This is a genomic window from Marinobacter litoralis (genome assembly GCF_003336705.1).
In the GTDB taxonomy this organism is placed as follows: Bacteria; Pseudomonadota; Gammaproteobacteria; order Pseudomonadales; family Oleiphilaceae; genus Marinobacter; species Marinobacter litoralis.
This window is the reverse complement of sequence record NZ_QMDL01000003.1, coordinates 262,647-275,952: the sequence shown is the minus strand read 5'-3', so window position 1 is coordinate 275,952 and position 13,306 is coordinate 262,647. Positions and strand designations below refer to the sequence as shown.

The following is a 13,306-nucleotide window of genomic DNA, read 5'->3' as shown; positions in this document are numbered from 1 at the left end:
AGCTATGTTTGTCCTCATTCTAGCGGTTGCAGAGGGCTTGGGCTATGGTGGCCTATACCCACAGATCACCGATGGGGGTGTCCGGGCTGAAATGATGGGCAATTTGCGCCTGCAACAATTCGGCCGTCGCAATGGCATCGATCAGGGCGTTGTGACCGGCATAGTGGGGTAAACCATATCGGGTGCGACTGTCGGGCAGGCGGATTGATGTGGGCTTCTTACCCACGAGTTGCTGCCAGCGCGAAGGGCGACGCCGAGGATGCAGGTAGGCTTCGATGGCCATGGTGTCGATGACCGGGAAACGAAGCTGTTCGTTCAAGCGCCACTGCAGGGCAGTATTGAGGAACGGCCGTTCGATGTTGCGGTAATGTACCACCGGTATTCGCCCGGTCAGGTGTTCGAACAGAGGGTCGAGCACTTCTTCCAGATCCGGTGCGTCCTGAACCTCCGCGTGGGTGATGCCGTGAATGGTGACCGACTCCTGATGCAACGGCAGTTTCGGGCGCACAATCTGATGCCATGCTTTGCCAAGCTGGATACCTTGCAGGGTAAACGGAACCAGGCCGATACTCACGATTGAGTTCTGGGTAACATCCAGTCCGGTGGTTTCGAAATCCAGCGCCAGCAGCGTCACGTCTTTGATCGGCGTCTCCGGGTTGGGACAGCCGGCTTCGTAAAAGGCACGGATCCTCGGATCAACGGCCTTTGTTGCCTGTGTACGATAGTTTTCCGGCCAGTTTTGTTTGCTGTTTCGGCTCTTGATGTTACTAGGCATTCCTGACTGTCCCTGCGTTGTAGCGGAATCTCAGGAATCTCTGAGCATTGCTGACAATCTGAAAGGCGTCTTTCAGGTGGCTTCGTTCGAAAGGTGACAAGTCTTCGGGACGCACGTTGTTGTCCGGTTCACGGCCCTCTTCGATGGCTAAGGCCTGATGGCGAACCCGGACAATGGATATAAACTCCAGGGCATCACGCAGGTTGCCGGCATCGTCGTCGACCAGCAGTTTGGTGTTGGCGATGTCTTTCAAGCGCTCAAACGAGTTCTGTGAGCGCGAACCGCAGGCCAGTGCGTGTACACGGATCAGGTCTGACAGAGGCGCGGTGCCGCGCCGTTTCAGGTTGAAGGATTTTTGATGCTTGCCGTCTTCTTCCAGAACGAAGGTGCGGAAGAAGCCCAGTGGCGGTGTCCGGTTCAGCGCGTTGCGTGCCATCAATGTCAGGAAGCGCTGGCTGCTGGAGGCTTTGTTGGCGACCAGAGTTTTCAACTGTTCGGCGAAACCGGTTTCACCGTGAATGCCATCCAGGTCGAAGAAAATGTTGCTGTTGAGCAGGGTCTGGCCGTTGGGGTTTTCGATCCAGTCCGTAAAGTACTTTTTCCAGACGCGCAGGGGTTGGCGCCATTTGGGGTTGGTAGCCATGATGTCGCCGGTGCAGTAGGTGTAGCCACATTCTGCCAAACCGTCTGAGACAAACTTGGCCATCGCCAGAAAATACTCGTCGTGCTCTTCCGGAACAAAGCTGTCATCCAGGATCAGAGCATTATCTTGATCGGTGACCACCAGTTGCTCATCCCGAGCCATAGAGCCGAGTGCCATGAAGCAGTAGGGAACGGGTGGTGGCCCGAGCTTTTCTTCCGCAAGTTCCAGCAGGCGCTGGCTGAAACTGCGGCCAATACCGGCCATGGCGCTGCCCACCATGTGGGAGTTAGCATCTTCGTTGACCATGCGCACGAAACTGTCGCGTACGTCCACACTGATTTTCTTCAGGCCCTTCACATTTTGCTGGCGGAAGATGTTGCTGACCAGATAGATGCTGCTCTGGCTTTCGTATTTGATGATGTCCGACAGTGCGATAACGCCGCGCACTTCGTTACCGTCCATCACGGGCAGGTGATGCACGTTGTTGTGCAGCATGGTCAGCATGGCTTCGAAGATAAAGGCGCGGCTACTGATGGTAATTAACCCTTCGGTCATGATCTCACTGACCGGGGTTTCAGAGGCTAAGGCATGGTTTACGGCCCGGGTGCGCAGATCCCGATCGGTAATGATGCCCACCAATTTCGGCGAGTCGCCGCTTTCATCCATCAGTGGCAAAGACGACACGCCGTTGTCGGTCATGATTCGCGCCGCTTCCTGCAAACGCACGGTCGTGGGAGCGCACACCAGCGAGCGGGAAATCAGCCGGGTCACCTTCGCTGTCATAAGCTGGTTTGATTTTTCCCGCCGGGAAACGGCGGAACGTAAGCGACTGCGGTCTTCGATTTCAACAAAATCGGCGAAGTTGTCGTCATGCTCCCAAAGATAGTGAAAGACATGATCGGGGATTTTGTAGATGAGGCTGTCTTCTATGGCTTTGACCGGGAAGCGCACCTTCTTGTTCATCATCAAACCGAACTGGCCGAAGATCTCGCCTTCACCAACCCGGCTGTATAGCTCGCCTGAGCGCCGATAGATCTCAACGGCGCCGCTGCGAACGTAGTGCAAACTATCCGCTTGATGGCCAAGCTCGACGATCTGTGTGCCGGCCCGAACGTAGACCACCTCGATGTTGGTGACGATTTTGTCCAGCAGTTCATCGGACATTTCATCAAAGGGAGCGTGTTGGGTAATGTGATTTTGAATGTCCAGCAGTTCGGCCTGCATGCTATCTCCAGCTAGTGCGTATACTCGCCAAACTATAGCAGTTGTGCATTTTTTTGGTGTACCTTTGCGCACTTACTTATGGGCCTTCAGGAGGCTTGGCATGGCTAACAAGTTGCTGGTGATCGGTGGTATTCGTTCCGGCAAAACCGCGATGGCAGAGCAGCGAGCGCAAGCGGCTGGAGAGCCGGTGGTGTATGTCGCAACCGCCACCGCGGGTGATGACGAGATGGCGCAGCGCATTACCCGGCATCAGGAGCAACGACCAACCCGCTGGGGGCTGGTGGAAGAGCCGTTGCAGTTGGCCAAGGTGCTTAAGGACGCTCAGACCGAAACGGCTAACCCCCCTCTGTTGCTCATTGATTGCATGAGCTTATGGGTGAGCAATTTGCTGTTTGCTGGCGACGAGGTCTTTGCTCGGGAGCGGGAGGCGTTTCTTAACGCGGTAGAGCACTATTCCGGCTCGGTGGTGGTGGTCACCAATGAGGTGGGGCTGGGCACCATCGGTATGGACCCGCTCACCCGACGCTTTGCGGATGAGCTGGGCTGGTTGAATCAGGCGCTGGCCCAGCGCTGTGATGAGGTGGTTATGTCAGTCGCTGGCCTGCCGCTCGTGCTCAAGGGTGCTTAAAAGCATAGCGTTTAGGGCTGGTGGCTGATCACGCTGCGAAACAGACCAAATTCAGACTGGTCGATCTGAATACGGCTGCGGCAGGCGTAAGGCACGGCAAAGCCGGTGAACGATTTTTCAAGCGGTATGCCCAATACGTCTGCCAGTGCCATTCGGATAACACCGCCATGGCAGACCACCAGCACCTTTTGCCCGGACAGCTTGTCCTGCCAGTGATGGATGCTGTGGATAACGCGGTCATAAAAGTCGGGCACCGGTTCACCGCCGGGTGGGATGAAGTTGATAGGGTCCTGCCAGAAGCGGTTCAGACGATCACCGTAAGCTTCTTCGACTTGTTCAGCCGTCAGCCCTTCCCACTCGCCAAAGCCGATTTCCCGCAGCTCGTGTTCGATGTGCAGCGGAATGCTGCGTTGCTCGGAAAGCGTTTCGGCAAACCGTTGGCAGCGCGCCATGGGGGAGCTGACAATGGCGTCCCAGTGGTCGGTGCTGGCGATGGCAGCTTGCATTTGCTGCCAGCCTTGCTCGCTTAACGGGTCATCCTTGCTGCCCCGGAACATGGGGCCGCCTTCGGGTTCACCATGGCGGATCAGGTCGAGAATGGTGGTCATGGTGTTTTACTCTTCTGATTTTCCGCTGATGTTGGCATCTGCAAAGCTTGCCATATGATTGTGCAAAGCACAGGCCGAACGAAGCAAAGGCACCGCCACAGCCGCGCCGCTGCCCTCACCCAAGCGCATGCCGAGATCCAGCAAGGGCGAAGCTTCCAACGCTTCCAACACCGCGTTGTGGCCGGGTTCCGCTGAGCGGTGGGCGAACAGCAGCCAGTCTCGCACGCCCGGTTGCTGGTGCACGGCAATCAATGCGGCGGCCGAGACGATAAAACCATCTACAAGCACCGGAATGCCCCGGGCGGCACTGCCCATAATGGCACCGACTAGACCAGCAAGTTCGAACCCGCCTAATGAGGCCAGTACGGTCAGTGGGTCTTTGCTGTCACCGTGGCGAGCCAAGGCTTGCTCAACCACTGCGGCTTTTCGAGATACACCTTCCGCGTTTAGACCGGTGCCCGGCCCGACCAACTGCTGGGGGCTGTGGCCCAAGAGCGCACAGGCAATGGCCGAGGCGCTGGTGGTGTTGCCAATGCCCATGTCGCCACCGATAAATAATCGGCAGCCCGCCGTTTTGGCTCGCTCGGCAGCGTTATCTCCGCTGGTCAGCGCCGCTTCGACCTGTTCGCGAGTCATGGCGAAGGTGTGCGCCATATTGGCTGTGGAGGGTGCGATGACCTGGTCAATGACACCGGGTAGCTCGGGTACTTCTCCGACAGTGCCCAAATTCACCACTTCCAGACTGGCGTTTAGTTCCTTCGCCATGACGCTGATGGCAGCGCCGCCATGGGCAAAATTGGCAATCATTTGCGCGGTGACAGCCTGTGGAAAAGCGGATACGCCTTCGGCGCAGACACCGTGATCACCCGCGAAAATAACCATACGAACCGGATCAACGGCCGGCGTTTCGCTACCCGACAGGCCTGCAAGCGTAATAGCAACCTGCTCCAGTTTCCCCAACGAGCCGGGGGGCTTGGTGAGCACTTGCTGACGAGCCAAGGCAAGCTCGGAATGCGCTTGGGAAGGCGTGGGGGGCTGCTGAAGCCAGCTTTGGGGCAGAGGCATGGCGTGTTCCTTGTGAACAGAAAGTGGGGATGGTCTATCTGTGGCGGAATAGTGTCAAGGAGAGGTGCCGGTCGGGTAGACTTGCCGGCATTCGTAGGAGGGTTTGGTTTTGGAAGCGTTTTCGATCTCGGTTGCCGTATGCTGTGTCGCGGTTTTGCTGGATGCTTTGGTGGGAGAGCCGCGTCGCTGGCACCCGTTGGTAGGCTTCGGCCATGTGGTTGCCTGGTTTGAAGCGCGCTTTAACCGTCAGCCGCAACAAGCGTGCCGCAGCCTGATTTCTGGTGGACTCGCCGCGGTGCTGGTGATGGCGCCAATGGTTGCCGTCGCGGTGGTTTTGCAGACGCTGTTGAATGGCTGGGCGGCGTTGTTGGTGCACGCGATTGTAGTGTGGCTGGCCATTGCGCTGCGTGGCTTGGCTGAGCATGGCAAGGCGGTATCGGACGCTTTGCTGCAAGGAAACGGTGAGCAAGCTCGTGAAGCCGTTGGGCGCATTGTCAGCCGGGATGCCGAATCGCTTTCTGACAGTGGTGTGGCCGCAGCCGCTGCCGAGTCCATGCTGGAGAACGGTGCGGATGCAGTCTTTGCCAGTTTGTTCTGGTTCCTGGTAGCGGGTTTGCCGGGGGTGGTTTTGCATCGCATGGTGAATACGCTGGATGCCATGTGGGGCTACCGTAATGAACGCTACCTGTATTTCGGACGCTTTGCCGCTCGCTTGGATGACCTTATGAACTGGTTGCCGGCCCGATTGACGGCGCTGACCTACGCGTTGGTGGGAAACACTCGGGTGGCTATGAAGTGTTGGTTTAGTCAGGCCAAAACATGGGATAGCCCCAATGCCGGCCCTGTGATGGCGGCCGGGGCCGGAGCGCTGGCCGTTTCGCTGGGTGGCCCTGCGCCCTACGCCAGCGGAATTAAACAACGGCCACAGTTGGGCTGCGGCCCAGAAGCAACCGCTCATACGGTGGACGGCGCGATTGCGCTGGTACAGCGCGGCGTCGGCCTGTGGTTGATCGTCTTGGTGGTGTTCGCGCTCGGTTTCTGGGCCGGAGGTGCAGGGTGATTCCGTTTTGTTCTTCTGAGAGTCCAGAACACGGCGGCAGGCTGGAAGCCGCGGTGCGGAAATGGGGGATCCCCCGAGAGCAGTGGCTTGATCTTTCTACGGGTATTAACCCCGTGCCCTACCCGGTTCCTGTGATCCCAATGGAGGTATGGCAACGCCTGCCCGAGCCGGATGACGGGTTGGAAGACATCATCCGTAACTGGGCTGGCGCACCGGCCGATGCGGCCTGTCTGCCCGTTGCTGGCAGCCAGCAAGCCATTATGGCTTTGCCGGCAGTTCGTACGCGCCTGCATGGCCTTGGCCAAGTGGCGGTACCCATGCCGGGTTACCGGGAACACGGTCATGCCTGGCACCGGGCCGGTTTTGACGTGGTGGGTATTTCCGCTGAACAGGCGCTGGCGGATGATCTGGACTGGCTGGATTCGGTGGATGTGGTGGTTTGGATTAATCCGAATAATCCTACCGGCCAAGTGCTGTTGCCTGAACGATTGTTGGCTTGGCGGGAGAGGCTGCAGCGGAATGGTGGGTGGTTGGTTGTGGATGAGGCGTTTATGGACACTACGCCAGAATTCAGTGTTTGTTCCGATGCAGGTTTGCCGGGACTGACGATACTACGCTCGTTAGGTAAATTTTATGGCCTAGCAGGCGTACGCGCAGGTTCTTTGCTCTGCGATCCCTCCATAGCTGAACCGTTGCAGAGGGTGCTCGGCCCTTGGGCTCTTGGCGGCCCCGCTCGCTATATTAAGGCGCGGGCGCTGGTGGATACCGAGTGGCAAGACAAGAATCGCGTTCGCTTGCAGCGGGAGGCTAAGAAATTGTCGGATATTTTGGGCGCTGCAGGGCTAGCATTACTCGGCGGCACAGCACTGTTTCAGACCGTCAGAACTGACGATTCTCTGCTGTTGGCGGACAGGCTTGCTGCACAGGGGGTGCTCGTCAGAGCTTTTGATGCCCCCCGTATGTTGCGGTTTGGGTTGGCGGCAGATGAAGGGCAGTGGCGACGGCTTGAAGCAGCATTGGAGGTCGCGACTAGTGATTAGTCATTGACCAGACATTAACGCATTGTTAGCCTTGCCCCGCGTTTGTAGGTGCTGCTATGGCAAAATCATCATTGTCAGATCAGTGAAACGGGAAGCCGGTTAAAGTCCGGCACTGCCCCCGCAACGGTAAATGAGTGAACGGCAAAGACGGATGCCACTGTGCACATGCATGGGAAGGCTTATGCCGGTCAGAATAGCTCATGAGTCCGGAGACCGGCCTACAAATACACCGAACGCTGCGGAGGGCAGTTGCGGTGGGTAAACACCGGACTATCTCACGGAATTTCCCCACCCTTTTAATGCGTTAATCTCGCCTTTAGCCAGTACCTCCTCCCTTTGCAGCATGTTATTAATCAGCCATACGGGTGCGTATGGTGTGACTTTGAGTGAGCTCAATGAAATTCTCCCGCATGTTTGCCAGAACTCTGGTGATCCCTTTCGCCTTTAGCCCCCTTTCCATTGCTGTTGCGCAGGATGCTCAGGAAGAGCCTTTAAACGTTATTGTTGTTACCGGGACCTATGGCCCTAAAACAGTTGGAGAGAGCCTGTCATCTGTTACCGTTATAACGGAAGAAGAGATTCGCTCCAAAGCACCGGCTGATTTTTCTGAGCTTTTGCGCAGTCAGCCTGGCATTAACGTAGTTGGTAACGGTTCTTTCGGAAAATCAACGAGCGTGAATGTTCGTGGCGTCCGTAATGCAGGAACTGTATTTCTTGTCGATGGTGTAAAAATGCACTCAGCGACTAGTGGTGGTGCTTCTTGGCAATATTTTCCTACCGAGCTCATTCAGCGTACAGAAATTGTTCGTGGTCCGCGCAGTTCACTCTATGGTGCAGATGCTATGGGGGGGGTGGTCCAGGCTTTCACCCTGGATCCAAAATACGGGCAACGCGGCTGGGTTGAGGCCGGTGCCGGAAACTTTGATACCCAAAAGGTAAGTGCCGGTATCTCAGGTTCTGCTGGCAATACCCGCGTTAGCCTCAGTGGTTTGCATAAGGAAACTGACGGTACTGCAATCGTTGAAGATGGAGAGGACAAGGGATTTCGTAATACAGCCGGACTTGGGCGGGTCGTGCATGACTTCGATAATGGCGGTCAGGCGAATGTCGTGATGCTTCAGTCGGAGGGTAATACAGAATACGAGGGCGGTAATATTGACTACATGGTACGCACCTTCGGCTTCGGCCTGATGACGCCCCTGAACGACTATTGGAAAACGGGGGTTCAGTTTTCAGAGTCGAGGGACGAAACGGATACATATGCCAGTTGGGGTGACTCCACTTACAACACACGGTTACGACAAGCCCGCTGGGAAAATACTTTTTCGTATAGTGTCCACGAGTTAGTTGTCGGCACTGAGCTGCAACAAGATGAAGTAAACAGTACTCAAGACTACTCTGAAACCAGTCGCACCAACACTGCTGTGTTCGGCCAGCTGCGCTTGAACTTTGGCCCCGTTGATACCCAGCTGAGTCTGCGCAGTGATGATAACGAAGCATATGGCACCAAAGAAACTGGTGGCTTGGCAGTTGGTTACAGCTTTGATCGTTCCCACCGTGTTCGTGCCAGCTACGGAACTGCTTTCCGGGCACCTACGTTCAATGACTTGTATTGGCCATTGTCTTTTAATTATCAGGGCAACCCAAATCTGAAACCTGAGAAATCAGAAAATTACGAACTAGGTGCCAGCGGAAACTATGACCGCTGGTTCTGGGATCTGGCAGTGTATCAAATGGATATTGATGACCTGATTGCTTCTGGACAGATTGGTGGTGTCGATACACCGGTTAACGTTAATGAAGCGCGTATCCGGGGTACAGAAGTTTCCGGCGGCTATGAGTTCGATGGTTGGCGAACGTCTATCGCACTGACTTATATGGACCCAGAAGATCGTGAAACTGGTAATCAGCTGCGGCGCCTTACGAAGCAGACTGCCCGTATTGATTTGGATAAATCGGTTGGCAACTTTGTGTTTGGTGGATCAGTGATTGCTGAAGGCGATCGCTATGATGATGCGGCCAACAAGAATGAGCTGCCGGGCTTCGCGACCTTAGACCTGCGGGCTGGTTGGCATTTTGCGCCCGGCTGGAGCACGCGTCTTACCTTGGCAAACGTATTGGATAAGGAATACTCGACGGCTCGCAAGTCCGCTACTCAGAACTACATCGCGGCTGGCCGCACTGGCATGCTGACTGTGCGTTATGATCTCCACTGATAAAGTGAGCTGACCCATGACTCTATGGCCGGTTAGGACACTGTTTTGTGCACTTTTGCTCATGCCCGTAATGGTGTGGGCAGAGGTGTGCGCTGAAGATAATATGGGGCAGCAACTGTGCCTGCCAGAACCGGCCAAACGCATCGCCACCTTGTCCCCCGGCGCCACGGAACTGGCGTTTGCGGCAGGCGCAGGCGATAAGGTGGTCGCTGTGGTGAACTACAGCGATTATCCTGAAGCAGCCCGCAAGTTACCCTTGGTGGGCAATCACACCCGAATAGATCTGGAAGCTCTGCTGGCGCTTAAGCCTGATTTGGTGATCACGTGGCGAACCGGTAATCCCCCCGCGCAAATGGAGATGCTGCGGGCATTAGGTTTGCCCATGTTTGCCATTGAACCCCGCACCTTCGAGGGCGTTTCCAAAGTCATTGAACAGCTCTCGATTCTGGCGGGCACCGAACAGGAAGGTTTTGCGGAAGCGGAACGTTTCCGGAAAGGGATCTCCTTGATTGCAGAGCAGTACAGGGATGCAGAGCCTTTACCGGTCTTCTATCAAGTTTGGCAAACTCCGCTGATGACGATCAATGATAACCATCTGATCGGTAAGGTAATTCGGCTTTGCGGTGGGGCGAATGTGTTTGGCGACATGCCGCGACTGGTGCCGAGAATCAGTGCAGAAGTGGTGTTAGAGGCCGATCCTCATGCAATCATCACAGGAAGTGTTGAGGGTGCCGAAGATAACCAGCTTGATCGCTGGCAGAGTTACACCGGAATGACTGCTGTGGCAAAAAATAACTTGTTCTTTGTCCCGGCATCACCCATCTCAAGGCCGACGCCCAGACTTCTCGAGGCGAGCCGGGACATTTGCCAAAGACTGGATGTTGCCCGTGAACGCGAGTAAGGCCTGCAAACACCCGTGTAAACAGGTGCCAGTAAGATGACTCGCTCTTTGCTGGTACTCGGCGCGATTTCTCTGGCCGCGCTGATATTGGCCTTGGCCATCGGCAGCGTGAATATTGCGCCCTCAGAACTCTGGGCTGTCATCCAGGGCGAAGGCAGCGCATTGCATCGTACCTTGCTGCTGGACCTGCGTCTGCCGCGCACCCTTGCGGCTTTCGCGACCGGTGGCCTGTTAGCGGTAGCGGGTGCCCTGATGCAGGTGCTACTGCGCAACCCGCTGGCGGACCCTTATGTGCTGGGATTGTCTGGTGGCGCCGCTGTTGGTGCGCTCTTGGCAATGCTGACCGGAATGGGAGCCTTGGTGATCTCGGGGTCAGCCTTTGCCGGTGCCATGCTGGCAATGGTGTTGGTGTTTGGCCTTGCCCACGGCACGGGCAGTTGGACGGCCTCGCGTCTGCTGCTGACCGGTGTTGTAGTGGCTGCCGGCTGGGGAGCAGTGATTACGCTCATGCTGGCGGTTACCCCGTCTTACAAGCTTCCCGGCATGTTGTATTGGCTAATGGGCGATGTTTCCTACGCGCGCGCGCCTTGGCCCGCATTGGTGGTTCTGATATTCGCGATCGCGGTGATTTTACCGCTTGCTCGTAATCTGAACGTGCTGGCGCGTGGCCCGATGCAGGCCGCGGCACTCGGGGTGTCGGTACGGCCGCTTGAGTGGACTATCTATGTGCTCGCCAGCCTGCTGACCGCGACGGCGGTAACAACCGCAGGCAGTATCGGGTTTGTAGGCCTGATTGTGCCGCATATGCTTCGGCTGGTATTGGGCAACGATCAGCGCATTATTTTGCCTGCCAGCGCCTTGGCTGGCGGGACTCTGCTTGTGTTGGCAGATACCCTCGCTCGCACAGTGATCGCGCCTGAGCAGCTTCCCGTGGGCGTTATTACTGCATTACTGGGCGTCCCGACCTTCCTGTATCTTCTGCACCGGAGCCGTTAATGAGCACGCTGCACACCCGCGACCTGATCATCAATGTGCCCGGTAGAACAGACGGCTTCCCTCTGAATCTGAGTGTTGAGCCCGGTCAGACTTGGGGCGTGTTGGGCCCTAACGGGGCCGGCAAAACCACTCTGCTGCATACCCTCGCAGGCTTGTTACCTGCACGCAGTGGCCGGGTAGTCTTGAGCGACGCTCCGCTGATTGCGCTAAAACGCCGCGACATTGCGCGGCAACTGGGATTGGTATTTCAGGAACGGCAAGACAGTTTTCCCGCAACGGTCATGGAAACCGCACTGATTGGTCGTCACCCGTGGTTGTCGCCTTGGGAAAGTGAACAAGCTGATGACCAGATCCGTGCGCAACAGGCGTTGGCGGCGATGGATGTTGATCATTTGTCTGGGCGCTTGCTGAGCACCTTGTCGGGCGGTGAGCGTCAGCGGGTTGCGATCGCAACACTGATGACTCAGAACCCGGATATCTGGTTGCTTGACGAGCCGACTAACCACCTCGACCTACACCATCAGGTCAAAGTAATGAGCCTGCTGAGAGACCAGTCGGTTGCAGGAAAGGCAGTGTTCATGTGCCTGCATGATCTGAACCTGGCCGCACGGTGGTGTAGCCACGTGTTGCTACTTTACCCCAACGGTGACGCTTGTTGGGGGCCTGCCGACAGCATGTTGAAACCATCCGCACTTGAGCAATTGTATAACCAAAAGCTGGTGACGGTAGAGGCCGATGGCGCCCCGGTGTTTGTCCCCGTGAGCCCCAGTTAATAACGATGACAGTGGTGAACTTATGAGCAAATCCGTACCGGCAGTCATGATTACTGGCCCCGCCTCTGGGCAGGGGAAATCCATGGTGACAGCGGCGTTGGCCCGTCTGCACCGGAATGCCGGGCGTAAGGTGCGAGTGTTCAAGCACGGGCCGGATTATCTCGACCCAATGGTGCTGGAGGTCGCATCCGGCCACCCTGTCTATCAATTACATCCATGGATGACCGGAGAAGATGAGTGCCGCTGGCGGCTGTCTGAGGCGGCACAAGACGCCGACCTTATTCTGATCGAAGGTGCGATGGGGTTGTTCGACGGCGATCCATCCAGCGCTGATTTGGCAAAGCTTATGGGTATTCCTGCGCTGCCCGTGATCGACGCGGGTGGCATGGCCCAGACCTTTGGTGCGCTTGTATTGGGGCTTGCTCGCTTTGACCCGGAGCTGTCCATTTATGACGTGATTGCGAACAAAATTGGTAGCCCCCGCCATGGTGAAATGCTGAAAGAGCGACTACCAGAAGGGATTCGTCTGTTGGGGGCTATCCCCAGAAACGACGCCATGAGCATACCCGAGCGACACCTGGGATTGATGCAACCGGCAGAGCTGGGCAACCTCGACCAGAAACTGGATGACGCTGCCCAAGTGCTGAAAGAAGCGGGGCTCGACGAATTGCCGAAAGCGGTGGAAATTCCCGCCGTTGAACCGGCAACTAAGCCGAAAACGTTGTTGGCCGGTGTTCGTATAGCGATCGCTCGTGACGCCGCCTTCAGCTTTATCTATCGCGCCAACACCGAGCTGTTGCTGGCCATGGGGGCTGAACTGCACTATTTCTCCCCGCTGGAAGACTCGGAGCTGCCGCCCGCGGATGCCCTTTGGCTTCCAGGTGGTTACCCGGAGCTGCATGGCAATACTCTGGCAGAGAATACCGCGATGGCGAATGCTATTCGTGCCTTTCATAACGCGGGTAAGCCGATATTGGCGGAGTGTGGCGGCCTGATGGCCTGCGCGGAAGAATTGTCGGATAAAGAAGGCCGTGTGCATTCCCTGTACGGTTTAATCCCGGGGCGGGCGGCTATGGCGAAGCGTTTACAGGGTATAGGTATGCACAGCCTGACGGCGGAACAAGGCGAGTTGCGGGGCCACACTTTTCACCGATCCACGCTGGACACCACGTGGCAACCTGCTGCCCACACTCGAAAACAGGCGGGCACGGGCAGTGAAGCCGTTTTTTCTAAGAACGCTCTCGTGGCCAGTTATTTCCACGGCTATTTCCCCTCAGCCCCCGAACTTGTGGCGGCGATGTTCCGCGGTGAGGCGCTGACATTCCCCGGCTACTCCGAGAACGATCATTCGTAATCGACCATAACTCGTGAAAGGGC

The 13,306-nt window shown here is 56.7% G+C and carries 12 protein-coding genes and 1 riboswitch; of the genes, 8 read left to right on the top strand and 4 right to left on the bottom strand.

Annotated elements, in window-relative coordinates:
* Positions 1-52: 52 nt before the first annotated feature.
* Both DOQ08_RS10995 and DOQ08_RS10990 read right to left on the bottom strand, forming a co-directional pair.
* Positions 53-775: a 3'-5' exonuclease gene (locus DOQ08_RS10995; protein WP_114334975.1), complete on the bottom strand. Its 723-nt coding sequence runs from the start codon at positions 773-775 to the stop codon at positions 53-55.
* The gene (locus DOQ08_RS10990) at positions 768-2,642 is read right to left on the bottom strand and encodes a putative nucleotidyltransferase substrate binding domain-containing protein (RefSeq protein ID WP_114334974.1); all 1,875 of its coding nucleotides are present in this window, start codon (positions 2,640-2,642) and stop codon (positions 768-770) included. The genes DOQ08_RS10995 and DOQ08_RS10990 overlap by 8 nt, the downstream gene beginning before the upstream one ends.
* 100 nt (positions 2,643-2,742) lie before the next feature.
* Between DOQ08_RS10990 and cobU the strand changes: the two genes are divergently transcribed.
* On the top strand, positions 2,743-3,270 hold the full coding sequence (cobU, locus tag DOQ08_RS10985; protein WP_114334973.1) for a bifunctional adenosylcobinamide kinase/adenosylcobinamide-phosphate guanylyltransferase: 528 nt from the start codon (positions 2,743-2,745) through the stop codon (positions 3,268-3,270).
* An 11-nt stretch (positions 3,271-3,281) separates the two neighbouring features.
* Here the strand turns inward: cobU and DOQ08_RS10980 are convergent, their stop codons facing one another.
* Together DOQ08_RS10980 and cobT are read right to left on the bottom strand one after the other, a co-directional pair.
* Positions 3,282-3,878 (bottom strand): histidine phosphatase family protein, encoded by a 597-nt coding sequence (locus DOQ08_RS10980; protein WP_114334972.1) that lies wholly within the window; start codon positions 3,876-3,878, stop codon positions 3,282-3,284.
* A gap of 6 nt (positions 3,879-3,884) precedes the next feature.
* Positions 3,885-4,937, bottom strand: coding sequence for a nicotinate-nucleotide--dimethylbenzimidazole phosphoribosyltransferase (gene cobT, locus DOQ08_RS10975; protein ID WP_406565366.1), 1,053 nt, complete (start codon positions 4,935-4,937; stop codon positions 3,885-3,887).
* A gap of 115 nt (positions 4,938-5,052) precedes the next feature.
* On the opposite strand from cobT, the gene cbiB reads away from it, so the two are divergent.
* The 7 genes from cbiB (at position 5,053) to DOQ08_RS10940 (ending at position 13,283) form a co-directional block, all read left to right on the top strand.
* Complete coding sequence (gene cbiB, locus DOQ08_RS10970) at positions 5,053-6,003, top strand: adenosylcobinamide-phosphate synthase CbiB (protein ID WP_114334970.1); 951 nt, start codon at positions 5,053-5,055, stop codon at positions 6,001-6,003.
* The gene (cobD, locus tag DOQ08_RS10965) at positions 6,000-7,043 is read left to right on the top strand and encodes a threonine-phosphate decarboxylase CobD (RefSeq protein ID WP_227537604.1); all 1,044 of its coding nucleotides are present in this window, start codon (positions 6,000-6,002) and stop codon (positions 7,041-7,043) included. The genes cbiB and cobD overlap by 4 nt, the downstream gene beginning before the upstream one ends.
* A 29-nt stretch (positions 7,044-7,072) precedes the next feature.
* Positions 7,073-7,279, top strand: a riboswitch (cobalamin riboswitch).
* A gap of 159 nt (positions 7,280-7,438) precedes the next feature.
* Positions 7,439-9,259, top strand: a complete 1,821-nt coding sequence (locus tag DOQ08_RS10960) for a TonB-dependent receptor domain-containing protein (protein WP_227537603.1) — start codon at positions 7,439-7,441, stop codon at positions 9,257-9,259.
* A 61-nt stretch (positions 9,260-9,320) separates the two neighbouring features.
* The gene (locus DOQ08_RS10955; RefSeq protein ID WP_227537602.1) at positions 9,321-10,160 is read left to right on the top strand and encodes a cobalamin-binding protein; all 840 of its coding nucleotides are present in this window, start codon (positions 9,321-9,323) and stop codon (positions 10,158-10,160) included.
* Between the two features lie 36 nt (positions 10,161-10,196).
* Positions 10,197-11,156, top strand: coding sequence for a FecCD family ABC transporter permease (locus DOQ08_RS10950; protein WP_114334968.1), 960 nt, complete (start codon positions 10,197-10,199; stop codon positions 11,154-11,156).
* Positions 11,156-11,929 carry an ABC transporter ATP-binding protein gene (locus DOQ08_RS10945; RefSeq protein WP_114334967.1) on the top strand — a complete coding sequence of 258 codons (774 nt, stop codon included), beginning with the start codon at positions 11,156-11,158 and terminating at the stop codon, positions 11,927-11,929. Before DOQ08_RS10950 ends, DOQ08_RS10945 begins: the two co-directional genes overlap by 1 nt.
* 22 nt (positions 11,930-11,951) lie before the next feature.
* Positions 11,952-13,283 (top strand): cobyrinate a,c-diamide synthase, encoded by a 1,332-nt coding sequence (locus DOQ08_RS10940; protein WP_114334966.1) that lies wholly within the window; start codon positions 11,952-11,954, stop codon positions 13,281-13,283.
* Positions 13,284-13,306: the final 23 nt, after the last annotated feature.

What these genes read in the sequence shown, in the direction of transcription:
- DOQ08_RS10950 (WP_114334968.1), top strand. Translation starts at nt 10,197, where the DNA reads ATGACTCGCTCTTTGCTGGTACTCGGCGCGATTTCTCTGGCCGCGCTG.
- DOQ08_RS10995 (WP_114334975.1), bottom strand. Translation starts at nt 775, where the DNA reads ATGCCTAGTAACATCAAGAGCCGAAACAGCAAACAAAACTGGCCGGAA.
- DOQ08_RS10955 (WP_227537602.1), top strand. Translation starts at nt 9,321, where the DNA reads ATGCCCGTAATGGTGTGGGCAGAGGTGTGCGCTGAAGATAATATGGGG.
- DOQ08_RS10960 (WP_227537603.1), top strand. Translation starts at nt 7,439, where the DNA reads ATGAAATTCTCCCGCATGTTTGCCAGAACTCTGGTGATCCCTTTCGCC.
- DOQ08_RS10990 (WP_114334974.1), bottom strand. Translation starts at nt 2,642, where the DNA reads ATGCAGGCCGAACTGCTGGACATTCAAAATCACATTACCCAACACGCT.
- DOQ08_RS10980 (WP_114334972.1), bottom strand. Translation starts at nt 3,878, where the DNA reads ATGACCACCATTCTCGACCTGATCCGCCATGGTGAACCCGAAGGCGGC.
- cobU (WP_114334973.1), top strand. Translation starts at nt 2,743, where the DNA reads ATGGCTAACAAGTTGCTGGTGATCGGTGGTATTCGTTCCGGCAAAACC.
- DOQ08_RS10940 (WP_114334966.1), top strand. Translation starts at nt 11,952, where the DNA reads ATGAGCAAATCCGTACCGGCAGTCATGATTACTGGCCCCGCCTCTGGG.
- DOQ08_RS10945 (WP_114334967.1), top strand. Translation starts at nt 11,156, where the DNA reads ATGAGCACGCTGCACACCCGCGACCTGATCATCAATGTGCCCGGTAGA.